The organism is Enterococcus sp. AZ048 (assembly GCF_051715125.1).
GTDB classification, from domain to species: Bacteria; Bacillota; Bacilli; order Lactobacillales; family Enterococcaceae; genus Enterococcus_A; species Enterococcus_A gilvus.
This window is the reverse complement of the sequence record NZ_JBIOTD010000001.1, coordinates 950,894-970,895: the sequence shown is the minus strand read 5'-3', so window position 1 is coordinate 970,895 and position 20,002 is coordinate 950,894. Positions and strand designations below refer to the sequence as shown.

Sequence of the window (20,002 nt, the reverse complement as noted above, 5' to 3'; positions counted from 1 at the left end):
TTCTATGTGAGGATGACTTATATTAGGAATATTCTGAAATCAGGAGTAAAATAAGATTGAGTAAAGAGATTGAAATCGAATTCAAAAGTATGTTAACAAAAACTGAATACGAGCACTTGTTACGTTTCTATCGTGTTACGGATAACCAATTTGTCACACAAACGAATCTTTATTTCGATACAGTTGATTTCCAATTAAAGCAACATGGTATGGGTTTAAGAATCAGGCGTTTCTCAGATCGTGCAGAAGCGACATTAAAGGTTCCCCAACCGATCGGGCTATTAGAGGTCACTGACCTCTTGTCGCTATCAGAAGTTGACAACGCCATGGAAAGTGAGCAATTCACACCTGAGGCAAACGAGATTTCTGATTGGCTAAAGGATTTAAAGATTCGATTACAAGACGTGCACCTTATTGGGAAATTAGTCACAAAGAGGGCAGAGTTTATGATCCCAGAAGGAAAACTGGCTTTAGATGAAAGCTGGTACAGTGATCAGCATGATTTTGAATTAGAACTTGAAGTACCTGATTCAACTTTTGAAGAACTCGATTTTAAACAGCTCCTCAAGCGTCATGATCTACCCTATCGCCACACACAAAATAAGATTGTTCGAGCAGTGACGGCATTGCAAGAACAACATAAAGAGATGGAGGGACTTCAGTGATTGAGATTTATTTGTTTGTGAATCCAATTGGAAAAAAATGTTTGTCAATTGAACAACGAATTATTGATTTGATCAACAAATACGATATGAAAATTCAATTACGTTTGGTTCCCATCATGAATCTAAATACTGTTTCAGAATTCATGCAGCGAATCGGCGGCTCTGAAAAAGATATTCAGTTACGAACAGAATTGTCTCAAGAGATACATTCTGCTGCTTTAGATGTCAAAGCAGCGCATCTTCAAGGAAAAAAACGCGGGCGGGACTTTTTGATTGAACTGCAAAAGGCAGTCGGTGAACAGAAACAACCCTACTCGAAAAAATTAGCCATTCAATTGTTCACGAAAGTGGGCGGAGACTTAGAAATGTTTTTAGAGGATCGGCATTCTGCTTTTGTGCAAGAATCTTTCCTGACAGATCAGCAAATCGCCCATGAAATGGAAATCACCTCTCACCCTTCTGCGGTTATCTACAATTACGGAAGTAACTGTGATGCCGGGATTCGCATTGAAGGTTGTGACGCGATCCACCATATTTTAGATACATATAACACGAAGGAAGCGCTGCTTGCTTTCTTAGAAATCGAGAGTAAACATGCACCCATGAGACACTCTCCAGATATTGACCATCATTTATCGTTGATTTAATAAAAGCGTCATTGCCGAGATTGGCAATGACGCTTTATTTTTTTAGATACACCGCATTGTCTTTTGTGAAAATATACTTCTTTTGCTGCTTATTTAGATAGAGAGTAATACGATCTTGTCTTAAATTCTTGATTCCAGCCTTGAATCCGACCGTGTCACTCTCTTTGACAACATATACACCACCCGGAATATTTTCAAATCGGGCGCGCCCTTCCTCATTTGTTGTCGCCATAAATGGAAGGCCCTCTCGTTGAATCGACTGCTTTCCGTTCTTTGTATATAAAGCGAATTCTTTTCCAGTTAAGGGATTTCCTTCTTGATCCATTCGAAGAATAGTCAAATTGAAACGCCTACTCCGCAAAAGATAGCTATGAACCGCACGGTATATTCCAAAAAGTAAAAGTAAAACGGTCAATGCAACGCCAATCAAAACCAACAATTCTTTTGATTTTCGTGTGTCGTCAGCCTTTTTTATTGCTTGCGCCATTTTCTTTGTATAGGGGACGCGATGTCCCGTAACTAAAAGTCGGTGACTGTTGATCATGTACGGTGTACAGGTAAGCAATGTAGCGATGTCACGTCCAGGTTCAATCGTAATTACGGAGGTGTCTGAAGGTTCGACGATATCTATTTTTTCTACTTCATAAGCTAATTTATCATCAAAAAGGTCAATGACAAAGACTTCTCCAATTTTCACATCTTCCAAATCGGTAAATAGTTTTTTTTCTGGCAATCCGCTATGAGCAGAAATGACGGAATGTGTATCTGCCCCTCCTGTTGGATAGGAGGTTCCCTGCAAAACAGTGGCTCCCTCTTGCAGCAGCTTCTCATTTGTTGTGTCAAATAGCGGCAACGTGATCTCGATCGCCGGAATACTGATCGCACCAATTAGGTGTTTGCGAATGTAAGCATCCCCTACAATTTTCCGTTCATTGCTGTTTGTAAAAGGCGGTGCTTTAGGGACCAGTCCGTTTTTTTTCAGCTCTTCATTGCGTTGCTTCATTCGTTCTTTCGCTTTACGTACTTGTTCTATGTTTTGTTCTCGATTTTTTCGTTGAACCTCTTCCATCCGCTTTTGATCGATAAAATCATTCATCGCATTGATATAAAAAGGGTACGTCATTACTAATAACCCGACTAAGAAAATCAGTATCATAAAAATCTTGCTGACCATTTGTCTCTTCGGACTCTTTTTTTTAGGTGCGCCTTTCACGCTAGTTCACCTTGCTTTCAATAATAAAATGTCTGATTTTCTGTTTGATATTCTTGTATCCGCGATGCTTGAGAATTTTGAATTTCTTGTCCTTCAATCGCCATACTTTCCCTTTCACACTTAAGCCATTCTCGGTCTCTGCCCGGTAAACACCACCAGGGATTTGCTTGAATTCAACCTTTCCATAGGCATCACTGACTGTGTGGACAAGGCGGCCATCTATCCGAACAACGTCTCGTTTTTGCGTCAGTAACGCTCGAACCCCCGGTAAAGGTTCGCCATTTTTATAGAGATAAAAGACAAAGGTATACTCGCGCTTCTTCGATTGATAAAGGATGATCTTGCGCCAGACAAAATAGCCAAAAAGCGCTGCAAAGAACAAGCATCCTGCTACAAGATAATAGACTCGTTGCCGGTGGTAGGATTCAGTCTCTTTGATTTTTTTTGCAGCCTCTACTGGGTAGGCTACTCGATGGCCTGTAACGAGCAATCGATGGCTATTTACCCCATAAGGTGTACAGGTCAACAACGTCACTAAATCTCGATCCAGCTCTATTTTAAGTGCCGCATAATTATCAGGTTTTACTTTCTTGATGCGATCAACCTGATAAGCGAGTTTCTTTCCTTCAATATGTAAGAAAAAACGGTCTTTCTTTTTCAACAGCTCCAGGTCGGTAAAAAGCTTTTTCTCTGGCAAGCCTGTATGACCCGTTATCACTGAATGTGTTCCTTTCCCGCCAACAGGAAAAGACGTTCCTTGTAAAACAGTTGCGCCCTTATCCAATAGGAAATCATTGGTTTCATCGTATACAGGCAAACTAACTTGTATTTTCGGAATAAATACCGCGCCGATCATATGCTTTTCATAGTATTCCTTTTTGGGACTTTTCGTTCCTCGCAACGAAGACTCAAATGGATCATCGAAGCTGCCCGCACCAGGAATAATGGTTTTTAACTTCTTATTTTCTTTTTCAAGTCTTTCAAGACGCTTTTTCTTATCCGACTCAGAACGCGACTCCATCTTTTCCTGCACGGCTTCCAAACGCTGCTGATCTACATAGTTGTTGATAGAATCAACGACGAATGGGTACATAAAAATCAGAAAACCCGCAATAAACATGACGGCAATCGATAGCTTCAAAAACAAATCGATTTTGTCTCTTTTATTTGGTTTGCTCATCTTTACCCACCCCCTATACTTATGCTAATTTTCTCATAATTATTATCAAAAGAGAAATTCCGTTTATAAAATTTTTTTCAATTATTTGAATACATTGGCCTTAATTATTAAGTTTTTATTGAGAAAACGTTTAAACCCTTAGATATCCACTTTTAATAAGTCCTTCGCCTCTATTTATCCACATTTTAAAAAAATAAAACTAGCGAATCCTTTTCTTTTTTCGCTTTCGCCTCCATGAAATGCCATTGAACCGAAAAAAAAGCAGAGGCTGTCACCTCTGCTCACTCACGCTATTATTCTTTTAATTCTGCTACCAATTCTTCTAACTCATCCAACCGGCGAGCGAAAATTTCCATAGCATCTTCGATATATGTCGGTTGTGTCATATCCACGCCCGCTTTTTTCATTACTTCGATCGGATAATCACTGCTGCCGGATTTTAAATACGTTAAGTACTTGTCTAAAGCATCTGGCTCCCCTTCAACGATCCGTTTCGCTAATGCGCTTGCCGCTGAAAAACCTGTCGCATACTGATAAACATAATAATTATAGTAGAAATGCGGAATTCTTGCCCATTCGTCTTTTATTTCCTCATCGTTAACGACGATCGGCCCATAGTATTTCGCATTCAGTTCACCATAAAACTTGCTAAGATGTTCGCTAGTCAGTGGTGTTCCAGCAGCATCTTCCGTATGAATAAAGTGCTCGAATTCAGCAAACTGTGTTTGACGGAAAATGGTTCCTTTAAATCCATCTAAGTAATGATTGATAATATAGGCACGAATTTTCGGATCTTTCTCCGTCTCTAATAAGTAGCTCGTCAGCAGATTTTCATTCGTCGTAGACGCGATTTCTGCTAAAAAGATTGAATAATCTCCATAGACATAAGGCTGTGTGTGACGGGTAAAATAGCTATGGGCACTGTGGCCCATTTCATGGACGAGTGTGTAAAGCTCATCTAATCGGTCGTGCCAGTTTAAAAGAATGTACGGTTGCGTATCATAGGCCCCAGAAGAATAGGCACCGCTGCGTTTGCCTTGGTTTTCTACAACGTCGATCCAGCGCTCTGCAAATGCTTTTTTGACGACATCTAAGTATTCTTCCCCTAAAGGTTTTAACGCTTCAAGCGCTTTTTCTTGCGCTTCTTCATAAGTAAACTTCATTGGCGCTTCTGCTAATAGCGGTGTGTACAGGTCATACATATGCAACTCTGGCAGACCCAACAATTCTTTACGCAATTCCACATACCGATGCAGCAGTGGTAAATATTGGTTGACCACGAGCGTCAATGTTTCATAAACATCCTCTGGAATATGATTCCCACTCAATGCGGCTTGGCGGGCAGACGTATAGCCGCGTACTTTTGCTTTATAATTATGCCCTTTTACATGCGTGCTCAATGTTGTTGCCAGCGTATTTCGAAATTGATGATAAACGGAATATAAGGCCTTAAATGCCTCCTCGCGAACTGTGCGATCCGTACTTTCGAGTAACTGTCCATAGACCCCATGAGTCAATTGAACATTTTCCCCTTCTTCATTTTTTACAACCGGGAATTTCAAATCCGCGTTATTCATAATTGAAAAAGTATCCGCTGAACTGCTAAAAATCTCACTGGCTCCAGCTAACAAGGCTTCTTGCTCAGCAGGTAAAACGTGGGCTCTTTCTGAAATGATTTGTTCAACAAAGTGACGGTACAACTCAAGTTTTGGTTCAGCCTCAAAGAAAGCCCAAATTTCTTGGTCCGAAAGCTGCAACATTTCCGGTTCAAACCAGCTAACCGCTTCACTGACCTGCGCGATCAGACTAGATGCTCTGGCGTAAAGTGCTTGGTTGGTCGTATTAGCCGTGTCTTCATCGTTTTTCAAATGAGCATAGACATAAATGACCTCCGCTTTGCGATAAATATCCAAAATATAGTCAATCGCCATTAAAAATTCTGTTGCTCCTTGATTTAGACTTCCCTTGATCTTGGTTACTTCGGTCAATTCATTCGCTAAATCTTGAAATTTTTTCTCAAAAGCAGCATCATCAACAAAGATTTTGGTTAAATCCCAAGTCAACTCCGCTGGTACTTCTTGACGCGTTGGTAATTGCTTTGCCTCACTCATAACTACACTCCTAACTCTATTTTCGTACTTTTTCCATTAGAAAAAAGCAGCATGTATGAACGTTTATCTTTACACTTCAGTCGTTTTACTACGTAAAAGTAAAGGATAATCGATTGTATTTTTCATCCTCAATCTTACCACAATTTAGAAAAAAGTAATTTGGAAAACTGCTAGGGGGATAAAACTTTAGCCTTTCTTTGACAAAAAATAGCCTCAAGATACATTCTCTCTAAAATTTCGCGCTGGTCAATTCTATAAAACAGCCATTCTTTCTGATTCTCTTGACGGAATTCCAAAAATTTCTGAAAGATTCGGGAAGCGTTCTTAGCTTCCTTTTGAAACAAGTAGCGAAATACAAGAAGATCTTCCTGATAGAAAAAAGAATAGCGGCTGGGAAAATATACCCAATTAGGCAAATACAACAAATGTCTACGCTCACTATAAAGATATTCTTGCAACACTCGGACTCTGGGATTGCTTTGAACAAGCTTGAGACTCAATTCCTGTTTTCTTTGACTGATACTTTCACTAGTTAGGTAAAGATGGGGCGGACGTTTTGCAACACAGGAATGATAAATTTCTTTTAACGGGTGGGAAGACTCCGACCACCGTTCTTCTGAATAAATCATTTCATCGACTTCATGGATATGATAAAGCAATCGAATTTGATTATCTCCTAACAGCCATAGGTGCACCCCTCGTTCTTTATCGAAGGAACAAAACTGTTTTTGCAATACCGTAAATTTTTCTTTTGGCCAAAGCTTTTTTCCTAATAACCACCAATCCTGATAGTTTTTGTCCCGGTACCCGTGGATACGTTCTTCTAAGCGCGTGCTTTTCAATGGGGAGCATTGAATTTCCACCGCAATACGTTCATGGAGCAGGTCTGGACGTTGCGGTAGATCTGGCAATGGCGTTTCCAACTGCCACGTTTCGTCAAAGTGATTTCCCCATTCATGAAAAAACCATTTTGCTCCCAGATGTTCCGGTGTCTCTCCTTCACTTAAGCCATGACACTCCGAGTGTCTTCCATGAGCGAAATGAGGAATCTTGATTTGGCCTGCCTTTCGAATCAATCCTTCACCACAATCTGGACAAAAAACGTGTTGTTTCTTTTCAACTTCCGAAGCTTGTACCATCTCTTTTTTTTTCAGTATAAGCAAATATCATTCTCATCACCTCAAAAAAAGATACGCAATTGCATTCAAACCTGCCTATTTTTTGTAGAAGCGTTTATTCCATTCGACAAATATACTGAAAATCAAAAAAAGCCCTCGTTCAAACGAACGAAGGCTGTAACATCAAACTATTTAATTAAAATGAGCACGGGTAATTTCAATCGCTTCACGATGCATCAAAAGCTTCCCATATTCTTCTAACATTTCTGTCGACACAGAAGAATCTTGCGCATATTCCAAAACTTCAGCAATCACGTCTGATAAACCAAACTCACCGAAAATTTCAGGATCAAAGTAGACTTGTAAATAATAAGTCTCGTTCAACAGATATAAATCACACCAAGCTTCATCTAAAAAGTGATAACTTGCTAATTCAATCATATCCTCAAAACTATTCAACTGAAAAACCCGTAAGCGACTTGTTACTTCGTCCTCTTCAAGGCTTTCAGAGTTTGCTAAAATTTGTTGACGAATCAGTTGGTCAAAATCATTCGTTTCGAACTCCGTCGAATTGTTCATCTTGTTGATGTCTTCTGGTGTCAAGTTTTTACTAATAAATAGTTCCAATCCGTCATTTTTCGGAAGGACCTGAAACGTTACCGCTTCACTACTTTTAAACTCATCTTCGATATCTACTTCTTCTAAAATACTGTAAAAGAAGGATTCGATTTCTCGATGATTTCCTAGTAGATCTAAGAAAGTAATACCGCGCTCCGCTAGATCTTCATTCTCAATAATGACTCGGATCGTATTTTCATTGATGTGTTCCATCTCCATCTTGGCACACCTCACTTTAAAGATAGATTATATGTTCATTGTAACTGATTCCGGTTAAAAGTAAAGAAAGCCATCGAATTTTATTAAATTCCTATAAACAAAAGAGGAAACACTCATTTATAAAGGCTGTGCACTCAAGAAATTTTCCCCTTAGAAAAAAAGAGAATCAAAAAAACACCTCGCAACCGCGAGGTATTTATTCTATAATCCAGCCATTAATTGGGCTTGACGTAATTCATATTGGCGAACATCACGCGGTAGGAATCGACGAATTTCATCTTCATTAAATCCTACTTGCAAACGTTTCTCATCGATCATGATCGGACGACGTAATAATCCAGGATTGTCTCTCACTAAATCCAACAATTCCTTCAGTGACAATTCATCTAAATCCATGTTCAACTTTTGGAAAACTTTCGAACGGGTTGAAATGATTTCTTCAGTCCCATCTTCAGTCATTTGTAAAATGGCCTTCAACTCATCAATGTTCAATGGCTCAGAAAAGATATTTCGTTCAACATAAGGAATCTCATGTTCCTGTAGCCAAGCACGTGCTTTCCGACATGATGTACAACTAGGGGAAGTATATAGTGTTAACATGCATATCACTCCTTTTCTTGACTCTCAATTTTTGTAACAGATAATCAGTACTTCCTGCTATCTGTTTCTATTATACAAAAAAAAGGTAACAAAAAAAAGAGGACATTGTCTTTTTTTTTACAAATATTAACGTTATTTAATTTAGGCTTCCGTTATACAAGGAGTCACGACACTTCCCATTTGTCAATATGAGAAAACAATGGCGTATCTCTCATTTCAGACAGTGCTATAACAGTTGCAAAATCTGTAACATAATAAGCGCCATTTTTAAATAAAATCAAATTTTATTCTTTTAAAAAAATTTTTTTATCTTAGAAAAATTAAAAAACAATATTTTTATAAAGTAAATTTGTGTTTATAAAACTTTATATAACAAGGCTTTTTTAGAATGATTTTAAAAAACTTCAGCTAATAAAGTACAGCAGTTATTATTTTATAGTTATTTTATTTTGTGCTGTTAGTAATTTTTCTGTATCAAATTTTTTTACTATTTTGCGGTTAAACAATAGATACAGCTTCCAAATAGTCGAAATAAATCAAAAATTTTATGGAGTTTTCAAAAAATGGTAGACCTTAAAATTCCGCACTTTCTTCCCATTTCAATCATTATTTTTTTCTGCATGAATATTTTTGATTGATGGCAGTCTATGTTTTTTCATCCATTTTGATGCATTGATAACATAACAAGAATTCTCTTAAGTTTCTATTTTTTTGCTCAGAACTGTTAAGAATTTATTATTTGCTATAATAGAGGTACAAACTATTAGGAGTGAGAAAATGATCCAAGGTATCGTATTTGACCTAGATGACACTTTATACGAACAGCAGTCACCTTTCGCAGAGGCGATCAAAAGCCTATTCCCATCGTTTCCAGTCAGTAAAATGAATGATCTTTTTATCCGGTTTCGCTATTACAGTGATTTGCATTATATGAAATCAATTACGGGGGAATGGACGCTTGTGAAAATGCGCTATGAACGCATTCGACTTGCTCTGGCTGACTTCGGTTACCTACCGACTGACTCAGAAATTCATGCTTTTCAAGAAAACTATGATCACGCTTTAAAGAACATTGCTCTTCCTTATGAAATAACGGAGGCACTCGACTATTTGAATCAGTCAGAAATTCCTATTGGACTTATCACCAACGGTCCTGTCGAACGCCAAAATGATAAGATTCGCGCATTGAACATTCCTCGCTGGATTGACCAGAAACATATTCTAATTTCTGATGGTGTTCAAATTCAAAAGCCGGATCCCGGTATTTTCAAGCTGATGGAAGCTGCTTTGAATCTATCACCTGAATCGCTTCTGTACGTTGGCGATAGTTTTGATAACGATGTTCTCGGCGCTAAAGCTGCGGGATGGTCTGTTTGGTGGTTCAATCATCAGAGACGTGAAATACCTAAGAATCAACTCCCTATTTTTGAAAAGGAACTGCGGAGTTTTAACGAATTAAGCCAAGCCCTTATGAACAAAAAAAGTTTGCAGCGCTAACGCACTGCAAACTTTTTTTTATTCACCCAAACTTAAAATCATCCGAATATCTTCTTCTGTAAGTTTGCTTGTTTGTTCTTCATTGCCTTGGATCACTTTTTGGAACAGTTCACGTTTTTCTTGCTGCAACTGATTCATTCGTTCCTCTATCGTCCCCTCAGCTATCATTCGCCAGACTTCGACCACTTTCTTCTGTCCGATTCGATGCGCGCGTCCAGCTGCTTGTTCCTCTACAGCAGGATTCCACCAGAGATCGTATAAGATGACCGTATCTGCACCTGTTAGGTTTAGACCAGTGCCTCCTGCTTTTAATGAAATCAAGAAGACGTCTTTCTCACCTGAGTTAAATGCATCGACCATGGTCAAACGATCAGAAACTTTCGTACTGCCTCGCAAGTAGAAGCTGCTGATCCCTTCTTCGGCAAATTCTTTTTCGATAATTGAGAGCATACTGGTAAATTGAGAGAACAGTAAGACACGTCGACCATTCTCTTTGGCCGCATGGATCAGATCCTTGACCTGATCTAATTTCCCTGAGCCGCCTTCGTAGCCTTCCATGAATAGTCGAGGATCATCACAGATTTGGCGCAAGCGGGTCAGTCCTGCTAAAATACTTACACGCTGTTTGCGGAATGTTGCCGAATCCATTTGATCAACTTCTTGACGCATCCGTTTTAAGTACGCCAGATAAACGGTCTTTTGCTCCTCTGTCAGGCTGCTTAAGACATTGGATTCGATTCGTTCTGGCAACTCCTGCAACACAGTGTCCTTATCACGACGGAGCACAAATGGCTTGATCATCTTTGCAATTTCTGGAACAGCCATTTGTCGGAAGCGTCCAATAGGTGGAAAGAATCCAGGCATGACTGTTTGAAATAATGACCACAGCTCTTCCAGATTGTTTTCGATTGGTGTCCCACTCAAGGCAAACCGATGTGGAATCGACAAATTCCGTAGTGCGCTCGAAGTTTTAGTCGAAGCGTTTTTCACCATTTGCGCCTCATCAAGAATCATGTATTGATACCCATTCTTTTCGTGAAGGTCGATATCCTGACGCAAACTTGCGTAAGAAGTAATGACGATCTCCTTTGCTTCTCCAAGCAATTGCTCACGTTCTCCTCGATTACCGGAAACTACGATAGAGTCCAGCGTAGGAGCAAATTTTCTAATTTCTGCCTGCCAGTTATAAACCAAGCTTGCTGGAGTCACAATCACCGCTTTGATCGGATGCTGTTCTTTTTCTGCTAAGAGGAACGTAATGACTTGGATCGTTTTCCCAAGTCCCATTTCATCTGCTAAAATCCCTCCAAACCCATAATCACTCAGCATTTTCAGCCAACGGAAACCCGATTCTTGATACGGACGCAACGTGGCTTGCAGATTATCCGGCATCGCCACTTGATACTCTTCTGGATGCGTCAAGTCTTGTACCATCGCAGTAAAGCTTTCACTGAATTGCGCTTGCGGATTGTCTTTTAAGCGCTGCTCCAGCATGATTCCTTGGCTTTTAGGCAAACGAATCAGCCCATCTTTCGCACTAATTTTATCACGCAGCTGGCCGATCATCTCGCTAGTCTGTTGAAATGCCTCTGAGTCAAAAGATAATACTTCGCCATTGTCCAATGTATAAAAACGATCTTTTCTCAGTAAACTATTCAATACATGATCTATTTCATTGTCTTTAATACCTGTGACATCAAATTTGATATCTAACCAAGACCCGGCTTGATCGACCTCGATCGTTGGCTGGTATTCTTCTCCGTCTAAGAACAATTGACGAAGTTTTTTCCCCATTCGTACTTCAGCGTATTTTCTAAATTCTTCTACTTCAACCTTGAAAAAGTAATAAAGATTGTCTTTCACCGGCAATTTTTTTTCAAACCCGGTATCGATTTTTTGATAGCGATAAGTATCGAAGAGATCCAATAGTTGCTTTTCCATTTTCCGGTCTCTCAAGATCTCGACATTATTAGGAAGCTTGGGCTGATGGGTCTCATTCGTTGAAAAATAAGCGTTCCCGTAATGGAATTCTACCTCTGCCTTAATCATCCCTTTAATTTTCCGAAAAATCACTACCGCGCGCAAAGGTTCCTCTTTCATGATTTCAGCAACCTCATCCAAAACAATCACGCGCCCAATTTTACGCAAATACGGGAAGACATCCGTAAATAATTGTGAAAGCTGACGTTGCTCGTATCCAATAACAGGCTCTTTCAAGCGTTTCATCAATTGTTTCAATGTGATGTAAGTATCCTGCTGCTCATGAGTCATCAAATAATAAGAATTCTCGACAAATCCCAAGAAATAGTTGCTGTAATAATTTGTAAAACCATCCTCAACAGTCAAACCGAAGTCATTTTCCCCACGCTTCTCTAACGTAAACGTTAACGGTAATTCTTGCCCTTCATGAACCTCAGAATAGGTCTTATCCCCAAGATTGATAGTTAAATTTCCCGTGACTTCCATTTCCTTCAACAATTCCTGCATCCGATGAACAGGCAATAATAGATAACGCTTGTCTAATTTACCTTTGACTTGTAGACCTGCTTTACCTAATAATTGATACGTTTCGCTGATGCCTACCAAATCTTCAATCAAATCTCGACATTTTGGATCAAAAGCGCCCGCTTCAATTTGGAAACGGCACTGTTTATTTACGGTGTATACGGAATCCGTTTGGTACGCATGAAGAAACTCATATAAATTCTTAACGATGTAGCTTCGCTTATTCAAATTGCTGCCAATTCTTAGTGAAACTGCTAAAACATCCAATTCAGGATGGTACGGATTTGTCGGGATCGCTTCTACCACGAATTCCACAAATAATGAACGCAAAGGTTCTGCTTCCTTCTCTAATCGGGAAAACCCTTGATTTAGGAGATCCGCAAAAGAAACACTGCTCTCCATTTTTTTAGGTAGTACACTTTCAGGTTTGATTACTCGTGACAATCCTTTTTCCCGCAAATACAATTCCACAGCCACCGTGTGCTTGCAATAGCCATGCTCTTCCCAATAAGGACACGCACAAATATCATTTTCTTTTCCACTGCCATCTAAATCAACCAGATAAAGTTCACTGCCTAATACTTCACCATGCCAAACACGACGAGCGGGATCTGCCTCTACAGACAAGACCCGACCTTCCTTCAAGTAAGTTCTGCCGCGTTCGATCACTTTTTCTGGAATACTCCATCTCATTTACGCTTCACTCCATCCTTCTAGCTGGTAACGAATACTGCTGCGTCCCGTCCCGCTAGTTTCCACCACAATTTGCTGCGGAATACGTTCTTTTAATTCTCGTACATGACTGATGATACCGATCATACGTCCTGCACTTTCTATTCCTTCTAAGGCTTCCATTGCCATTTCTAATGCCTCTTCATCTAACGAGCCAAACCCTTCATCAATAAACAAGGCCTCAATTGCTACTCCGCCTGCCTGATTTTGGATCACTTCGGCTAATCCTAATGCCAATGACAATGCGGCAATAAAACTCTCTCCTCCAGATAATGTGTGAGAACTGCGAGTCGCCCCTGCATTATCATCGTATACATTGATTTCTAATCCGGTATTTCCTTTAGAGCGTCCCGTTTCTTGTTTTAGTTCAAACTGATAACGCCCTTTTGTCAGATGCTTTAATTGCTGATTGGCATTTTTTAATACTTCTGCTAAATACCACTGCAATACATAGCGCTCCAAACTGATTTTTTGAGGATTGTCCCCATTCATCGTTTGATACAACTGAATAATTTGACTTAAATCCGTTAACTTGTCCTTACTTTGTTCCTGAAGACTCTTGATTTTTGTCACTAAATCACGCTGCTGCATTAACTGATTCTCTTTAGCATAGTACTGTTGCTGATACAACGCAACTTCTGCATCACTTTCGGTCAACAGTTTTTTGAGTTGTTCCATATCCGGTTCAACCTGCCCTTGTAACGTCTCTTCCAACTGTTTCTGACGATCCCTCAGAACAAGCACTCGTTGTTCAAAATCACTGATCTCCTGCTCCAGCAGAGAGACATTCGCGGGTGGCTGCTTCACTTGATCGATCGTTAAGCCTTTTTCAGCCAATTGACTGTTTAACGACGTTTGATAGCTCTCAAGAGTTTTGGCCGAGTCCTGCTGTTGTTTTTCTAAAAACCTTTGCTGTTCGTGCAAACGAATGCGCTTCTGTTCGACCTCTTTTACTAACGCCTGATGAGCGTCTAATTGCACGTGGTACTCCTCTACACGCTGCTTCAGATCAGAGATACGAGCTTCTAAAGCCGCAACTTCCCACTCTTTTGTTTGCTCATCTACGCTGGCTAAACGCCCTTCTATACGTTGATTTTCTCCTTGAAGTACGTGGATACTCGTTTCAAATGCATGCTTTTCAGTTTCATTTTTTTCAAGACCTGCTGCCAACTCTTGCATATCTTGATTGGCTTTTGAAATTTCTGCCAATGCGTCTGCTGTTTCATTCTGTCGCTCCTCAAGAAATTGAAGGATCGGTTCAAGTTCTGCAGCAACCTTTTTCTGGTAATAAGTTTCAAAATCTCTTTGAACACGTTTTATTTTCTCTAATAATGACTGTTGTTCAGACAAACGAGCGGCTTGCAGAGTATCGAAAGCAGTCATTGAAAGCTCATAACGAGCTTCAGTTTGCTCCCTTATCAGCTCTAATTGTTTTAAACGAGCTTCTTGCGTTTCAAGTGCTACCTGTAATTTCCCTAAGTTATCTAGTGTTAATTCTTTATGCTGTGCCGGATTCGGATGCTCTTTTGATCCGCATACAGGACAAGGCTCTCCCGGCAGAAGGTCCATGCTTAAACGAGCGATCTCTGCTGAAGCCCATTGGCTCTTTAATTTTTTATATTCTGCTGTTTCACTCGTCAGCTGGTTGCTTGTACTGCTGACTTTTTCTACTAATTGAGCTAATTCGATCTGTTGGGATTCTTCCGCTTCTTGCTGCTCAAAGATATGCTTAGCTGATTCTTTTAACTCCGCAATTTTTTGTTGAAATTGCAGTTCTTCATACCGTCGCTCTTGCCAAAAATTTTCGCTGTTTTGCTTTTCTTTCAATGTTGCTTGCTTATCTAGCTGCCTCGTGATTTCCTGATTTAGTCGCGCTAATTGCTCCTGTTGCTGTGCTAGCTTTTGGATCAAATCATTTTTTTGTTTGACCAATTCTTCCTTTTGTCGAACCAGAGGCAAGAAGGATTCTAAACTTTGCAATTCTTTTTCTTTTGCTTGCCAATCGGAGCGCTGTTTTTCAAACAGGTCCGATTGCTTTTGACAACGTGTAGATTGGCTTACTAATTCTTCAGAAAGCCGTTTATTTTCATTTTCTTCAATCGTTTGCTGCGCTTGGATTTTGAGTAATTCTTGTATGCGGTCATAGGTTGGACGCAGCTTCTCGATTTCTTTTGTTTCACTCAATCGCCGCTTTCTTAATTCATTCTCGGGTAAGTCTGCTTCCACTTCTTGCTGCTGCTCTTGGGTCTGGCGATACGATTTGAAACTTTCAGACACCTTTTCTGCTTTTTGAACTTGCGACAGCAGCGTTTTTTGCTGTGTCTGTTTTTCAACAAGCGCCTCTTTTTTTTGTGTTAAGGCCTGCGCCTCCTCAGAGAGATAGCCCTCAGCAAAAATCAATGACTCTTCATAGGTTGCCCCTTTTTCAGCTAAGACCTGTTGGAATAGCTGATCGATCCTAGTGGTCAGCTCACTAACCCCTTTTTCCAATTCTGCCTTTTTGAGTTTCAAATTCTCTGTAAACTGTCGATACACATTCGTTCCAAACAAACTACGCAAAACGGCCTCTTTTTCTGTGCTGTTCGCATTTAAAAAGGTTCGGAATTCTCCTTGAGGAAGCATGACGATTTGGCGAAATTGATCTTTTTGCAAATGTAAAATCTGATAAATCACTTCGTTCACGGCATCTACTTTTGTATAGGCTTCCGCTTCTTTTCCAGTATCGTCAAAAATACTGAGCTGAACCTTTTGATTTTTAGTCGTTTCACCCTTGCCGTTTTTCTTTGCTAAAGTCTGCTTTGGCCACCGCTCGATGGCATAGCTTCTTCCCTGGTGTTCAAAAATAAATTGAACGCGGGTTTCTTCCGTAGGCTCCGCAAAGGAAGAACGAATCTCATTAGATGAACGTATTCCCCCTGAGGCGTCTCCATACAAAGCAAAGGTTATGGCATCAAAAATGGTGGTTTTTCCGGCACCTGTTTTTCCACTGATCAAAAACAAAGGCGCTTCTGTCATTTCTTCAAAATTTACTTCTTCATGAAGGAAGGGGCCGAAATTTTCCATAATAATCTTTTTGGGAAGCATTATTCCTCGCCTCCTTTTTTAAGTACGGTATGCAAGCCTTCTTCGATCCAGGACTTTTGTTGTGTTGTTAAGTCATTTTGTGAGACTTCTGTGAAGAAATCCTTCGTTAATTCTATTGGGGATTTTTCTTTAATATTTTTTACTTTTAAACGTGTCTGACTTTCATTTTCAAATCCATTCGCCCGTTCTACTTGAATGATCCGTGGATATACCTGCCTCAATTGATTCATTAAATTCGGGATCACGGCTCGATCTTCCAACAGAATAGAAAGATAATCTTCACGGTTAATCGTTGAATAGAACGCCGGATCGAGCAATGTTGCAAAATCGGCTTGCAGCTCTTTAATTTCATGAAGCGGCGACAATTCCCGAAAGGATAACGCCAGCGTTTCTGTATCTAAGATCCAAACACCCTTCGTCTGGTCTTTTTCTGACAACGAATATTTTAAAGGCGAACCACTATATCGCGCATTCGGCATTTTTAATGCATCTTTTCCATGTAAGTGTCCCAATGCAACATAATCAAAGTCCGACAATAATTGCCCATTGATTCCATCAAGTCCGCCCACTTCGATCTTTGTCTCAGAATCGGTCTTACTGCTTCCTGCAACAAAAAAGTGGCTTACAAGTATCTGTTTTTTGCTTGGATCAAAACTTTTGACTATTTCCTGCATTACCTTTGGCATTGCCTCTTGAATCGTCCGAATGCTTGAATCTTCAAAATAGATGCGGGCATCCACGGGTTCAAAGTATGGAAGCAAATAGAACTGAGTATTGCCTATCTCGATCGGAAGTAGCCCTTCCTGTAATCGCGTATGTAAATGAAAGTTTGCTTGATTGAACCAAGGCGCACCCGTTGCTAGTCTCGTGGCACTATCATGATTCCCAGAGATCGCTAGTAGCGGAAATTGTTCCGTTAAATTCCACTCAGCAATCGTTTGATTTAATAACCGTACACTGTCCTCTGAAGGAACAGAACGATCGTACAAATCCCCTGCGATCACAATAGCATCTACTGCTTCTTCCTGTGCGATTTTTTTTATTTGATCAAGAATATATGCTTGGTCTGACAACAAGTCATAGCCATGCAATTTTTTTCCTATGTGCCAATCCGCAGTATGCAAAATTTTCATTGATCCACCCTTTTTCTAATAAAGTCCTTCCCAAAAGTATAACATGATTTCCCTTTTTTTTCTGCTTGGCGAGTGAAGGTCACACTATAAAAGACTTTCTCTTCAACGTGTTTTACGATACGATAAATGAAGTGTCGAATAAAAAAGGAGGAAACGTTGTGCCTGTTGGTATTATCATTAATTCGCTCTCTATTATTATTGGCGGAGTCTTGGGGGGGTTTTTAGGACATCTGCTTTCTGAAGATTTTAAAAAGCAAATCACTTTGATTTTTGGTGTTTGTTCAATGGCTATGGGAATTCCCAGCATAAGCCAAATGGCGAATATGCCTGCTGTGATTTTAGCTATTATATTAGGAACCTCATTAGGACTTCTCTTACATTTCAATCAAAGGGTCAATGACGCTGCCGCTCTGATGCAAAAACCGATCGCACGATTCCCGCAAAAAGATTTACTTCTTTCACATGATGAATTTATGGGAACACTCGTTACGATCATTGTCCTTTTTTGCGCAAGCGGGACGGGTATTTTTGGCAGTTTGACTGAAGGGATGACAGGAGACCCCACGATCCTCATTGCAAAATCGATTTTGGATTTATTCACCGCAGCAATTTTTGCCTGCAACATCGGTTACGTCGTTGCAGTAATCGCCATTCCTCAATTTATTATTTTTTTCTTTCTATTTCTTATCGCAGTTTTTATTTTTCCTTTGACAACGCCGTCCATGATCTTAGATTTTAAGGCTTGTGGAGGATTTTTAATGCTCGCAACAGGATTTCGCATGATCAAGGTTAAAATGTTTCCTACAGCCGATATGATTCCAGCAATGCTTTTGGTGATGCCCATTAGCTGGATTTGGTCGTCGTGGATTGTTCCGTTATTTGGCTAAAGAAAAAAACAGGTTCCACACTCTACAGTTGAGCGTGGAACCTATTTTTATGAAGCCATACACAGAATCAATCTGCACTTTTTTCTTTTGCAACATATTTATACGTTGGATCGATTTCCTCATCTAGTTGGTTAAAGGCGCCTTGAACACGCCGCTCAACCTCCGCTAAACCAGCCTTGTCCATTTTTTTAATATCAGAAATATCAATAGGATCTCCATATCGAATGATTACGGGCGTCCGTTTGAATAGATGGGAAAATTTAGTTGGTCCCTGATAAACAGAAGGAACAATAGGCTTCTTAGACAAACGGGAAATCAAAGCCATGCCTCCCTTTAACTCCGAAGAGTGACGTGTTCCACTTGGAAACATGATCAGGCTCTTGTCAGAATCCTTTAACATCTTGACAGGTTTTTTAACGACACTAGGCCCTGGCTTGTCGCGGTCCACAGGAAAAGCATTCAAATGAACCAAGATGAAGCGTATAACAGGATTCTTAAATAGTTCCGCTTTCGCTAAAAAGCTGAACTGTTTTGGCGAAGCACCAAGAGCCAAATAAAATGGGTCCCACCACGTTCTGTGAGGGGCTACTAAGATATAGTTTCCCTCGGGTAATTTTTCTCGATTTTGATAGTGAGCGTTCCCATTAACAATCGCCAAGAGAACTCGTACGATGACACGGATAAATTTAAAAAACATTTTTTCTTCCTTTCAGTTAACTAACTAAACGTAGTATAATACATCAGTATGATTTTTTTAAGGGGGCAAAAGAAATTGTTAAAAAAAGGCGAACGAATCGATCAACTTTATGCGGAAGACATCCAAATTATCCAAAGCTCAGAAGTCTTCTCTTTTTCCATTGACGCCGTTTTACTGGCAAATTTTGCTCGTGTTCCAAAACGAGGCAAGATCGTGGATCTTTGTGCTGGAAACGGTGCGGTCGGCCTTTTTTTGAGCCGAAAAACAACTGCGCACATTGATCAAATTGAATTGCAGCCTCGACTTGCCGATATGGGCCAACGAAGTATTCAATTAAACCATTTGGAAAGCCAATTGACTATGCACGAATTGGATTTAAAAAATACGTTTGATCGGATTAAAGCAGATTCTGCGGATCTTGTTGTCTGCAACCCGCCTTATTTCAAAGAACTGCCGACTAGTCAAAAGAACCCCAACCCCCATTTAGCTATCGCTCGTCATGAGATTCACGCAACTTTAGACGATGTTGTCGCTGTTTCAGCAAAATTATTAAAAATGAATGGTCGTTTTTCAATGGTCCATCGTCCAGATCGATTCTTAGAAATTATCGACTGCCTACGTACCCATCGCATTGCACCAAAAAGGATTCAATTTGTTTATCCCAAGCCAGGCAAAGAGGCCAATACACTCCTCATTGAAGGCATTAAGGATGGAAAGAGTGAAGGCTTGCGATTCCTTCCACCATTATATACTTATGACCATTCCGGCAGCTACTCTGCGGACTTACAGGAGATGCTTTATGGCAACTGATCAATTTTTCTACGTATTACTTTGCAAAGACCATAGTTTTTATGGCGGGTACACCACTGATTTATCACGCCGCTTAGCCGAGCACAATAATGGGACCGGGGCAAAATACACCTACCCCCAAAGTCGGCGTCCTGTGAAGATGATTCACGCCGAACGTTTTGATACACGGAGTGAAGCCACAAAAGCAGAAGCAGCGTTCAAAAAACTACCACGTAAACAAAAAGATAAATACCTAATAGACAATCAAACAAAAAATGTCCTATGATCAAAAAAGACCCTGTAATTT

The 20,002-nt window shown here is 40.0% G+C and carries 15 protein-coding genes and 2 pseudogenes; 6 read left to right on the top strand and 11 right to left on the bottom strand.

What is annotated here, in order from left to right:
• The first annotated feature begins 56 nt into the window (after positions 1-56).
• Positions 57-665: a CYTH domain-containing protein gene (locus IGI66_RS04780; RefSeq protein ID WP_438847822.1), complete on the top strand. Its 609-nt coding sequence runs from the start codon at positions 57-59 to the stop codon at positions 663-665.
• Positions 662-1,312: a DsbA family protein gene (locus tag IGI66_RS04775; RefSeq protein ID WP_010781375.1), complete on the top strand. Its 651-nt coding sequence runs from the start codon at positions 662-664 to the stop codon at positions 1,310-1,312. Before IGI66_RS04780 ends, IGI66_RS04775 begins: the two co-directional genes overlap by 4 nt.
• A 34-nt stretch (positions 1,313-1,346) precedes the next feature.
• On the opposite strand, the gene IGI66_RS04770 is transcribed toward IGI66_RS04775, so the two are convergent.
• The 6 genes from IGI66_RS04770 to spxA form a co-directional block, all read right to left on the bottom strand.
• Entirely contained in the window at positions 1,347-2,525 is a 1,179-nt protein-coding gene (locus tag IGI66_RS04770) for a class C sortase (protein WP_438847820.1), read from the bottom strand.
• Position 2,526: 1 nt separating this feature from the next.
• Entirely contained in the window at positions 2,527-3,705 is a 1,179-nt protein-coding gene (locus IGI66_RS04765) for a class C sortase (protein WP_086305626.1), read from the bottom strand.
• A 293-nt stretch (positions 3,706-3,998) separates the two neighbouring features.
• Positions 3,999-5,816, bottom strand: coding sequence for an oligoendopeptidase F (pepF, locus tag IGI66_RS04760; protein ID WP_438847818.1), 1,818 nt, complete (start codon positions 5,814-5,816; stop codon positions 3,999-4,001).
• A gap of 170 nt (positions 5,817-5,986) precedes the next feature.
• Positions 5,987-6,979 carry a competence protein CoiA gene (locus IGI66_RS04755; RefSeq protein ID WP_438847816.1) on the bottom strand — a complete coding sequence of 331 codons (993 nt, stop codon included), beginning with the start codon at positions 6,977-6,979 and terminating at the stop codon, positions 5,987-5,989.
• A 147-nt stretch (positions 6,980-7,126) separates the two neighbouring features.
• Entirely contained in the window at positions 7,127-7,771 is a 645-nt protein-coding gene (locus tag IGI66_RS04750; RefSeq protein WP_010781380.1) for an adaptor protein MecA, read from the bottom strand.
• Between the two features lie 201 nt (positions 7,772-7,972).
• Positions 7,973-8,371, bottom strand: coding sequence for a transcriptional regulator SpxA (spxA, locus tag IGI66_RS04745; protein WP_010781381.1), 399 nt, complete (start codon positions 8,369-8,371; stop codon positions 7,973-7,975).
• A gap of 777 nt (positions 8,372-9,148) precedes the next feature.
• Between spxA and IGI66_RS04740 the strand changes: the two genes are divergently transcribed.
• Positions 9,149-9,868: an HAD family hydrolase gene (locus tag IGI66_RS04740; protein WP_438847813.1), complete on the top strand. Its 720-nt coding sequence runs from the start codon at positions 9,149-9,151 to the stop codon at positions 9,866-9,868.
• A gap of 18 nt (positions 9,869-9,886) precedes the next feature.
• Here IGI66_RS04740 and IGI66_RS04735 read toward each other — a convergent pair whose 3' ends face one another.
• The 4 genes and pseudogenes from IGI66_RS04735 to IGI66_RS04720 form a co-directional block, all read right to left on the bottom strand.
• Complete coding sequence (locus IGI66_RS04735; RefSeq protein ID WP_438847811.1) at positions 9,887-13,066, bottom strand: SNF2 helicase associated domain-containing protein; 3,180 nt, start codon at positions 13,064-13,066, stop codon at positions 9,887-9,889.
• Positions 13,067-13,612 (bottom strand): annotated as a pseudogene (locus tag IGI66_RS04730) (SbcC/MukB-like Walker B domain-containing protein); the annotation flags it as partial.
• A 1,007-nt stretch (positions 13,613-14,619) separates the two neighbouring features.
• Positions 14,620-16,189, bottom strand: a pseudogene (locus IGI66_RS04725) (AAA family ATPase); the annotation flags it as partial.
• Positions 16,189-17,322, bottom strand: a complete 1,134-nt coding sequence (locus IGI66_RS04720) for an exonuclease SbcCD subunit D (protein WP_438847809.1) — start codon at positions 17,320-17,322, stop codon at positions 16,189-16,191. The pseudogene IGI66_RS04725 and the gene IGI66_RS04720, both read right to left, overlap by 1 nt.
• Before the next feature lie 158 nt (positions 17,323-17,480).
• Here IGI66_RS04720 and IGI66_RS04715 point away from each other — a divergent pair, with 158 nt between their 5' ends.
• Positions 17,481-18,209 (top strand): DUF554 domain-containing protein, encoded by a 729-nt coding sequence (locus IGI66_RS04715; RefSeq protein WP_438849275.1) that lies wholly within the window; start codon positions 17,481-17,483, stop codon positions 18,207-18,209.
• A gap of 67 nt (positions 18,210-18,276) precedes the next feature.
• Here the strand turns inward: IGI66_RS04715 and IGI66_RS04710 are convergent, their stop codons facing one another.
• Complete coding sequence (locus IGI66_RS04710) at positions 18,277-18,906, bottom strand: lysophospholipid acyltransferase family protein (protein WP_010781387.1); 630 nt, start codon at positions 18,904-18,906, stop codon at positions 18,277-18,279.
• Positions 18,907-18,981: 75 nt separating this feature from the next.
• Between IGI66_RS04710 and IGI66_RS04705 the strand changes: the two genes are divergently transcribed.
• Positions 18,982-19,716 carry a tRNA1(Val) (adenine(37)-N6)-methyltransferase gene (locus IGI66_RS04705; protein WP_438847806.1) on the top strand — a complete coding sequence of 245 codons (735 nt, stop codon included), beginning with the start codon at positions 18,982-18,984 and terminating at the stop codon, positions 19,714-19,716.
• Positions 19,706-19,981, top strand: coding sequence for a GIY-YIG nuclease family protein (locus IGI66_RS04700; protein WP_438847804.1), 276 nt, complete (start codon positions 19,706-19,708; stop codon positions 19,979-19,981). The genes IGI66_RS04705 and IGI66_RS04700 overlap by 11 nt, the downstream gene beginning before the upstream one ends.
• The last annotated feature ends 21 nt before the right edge of the window (positions 19,982-20,002 follow it).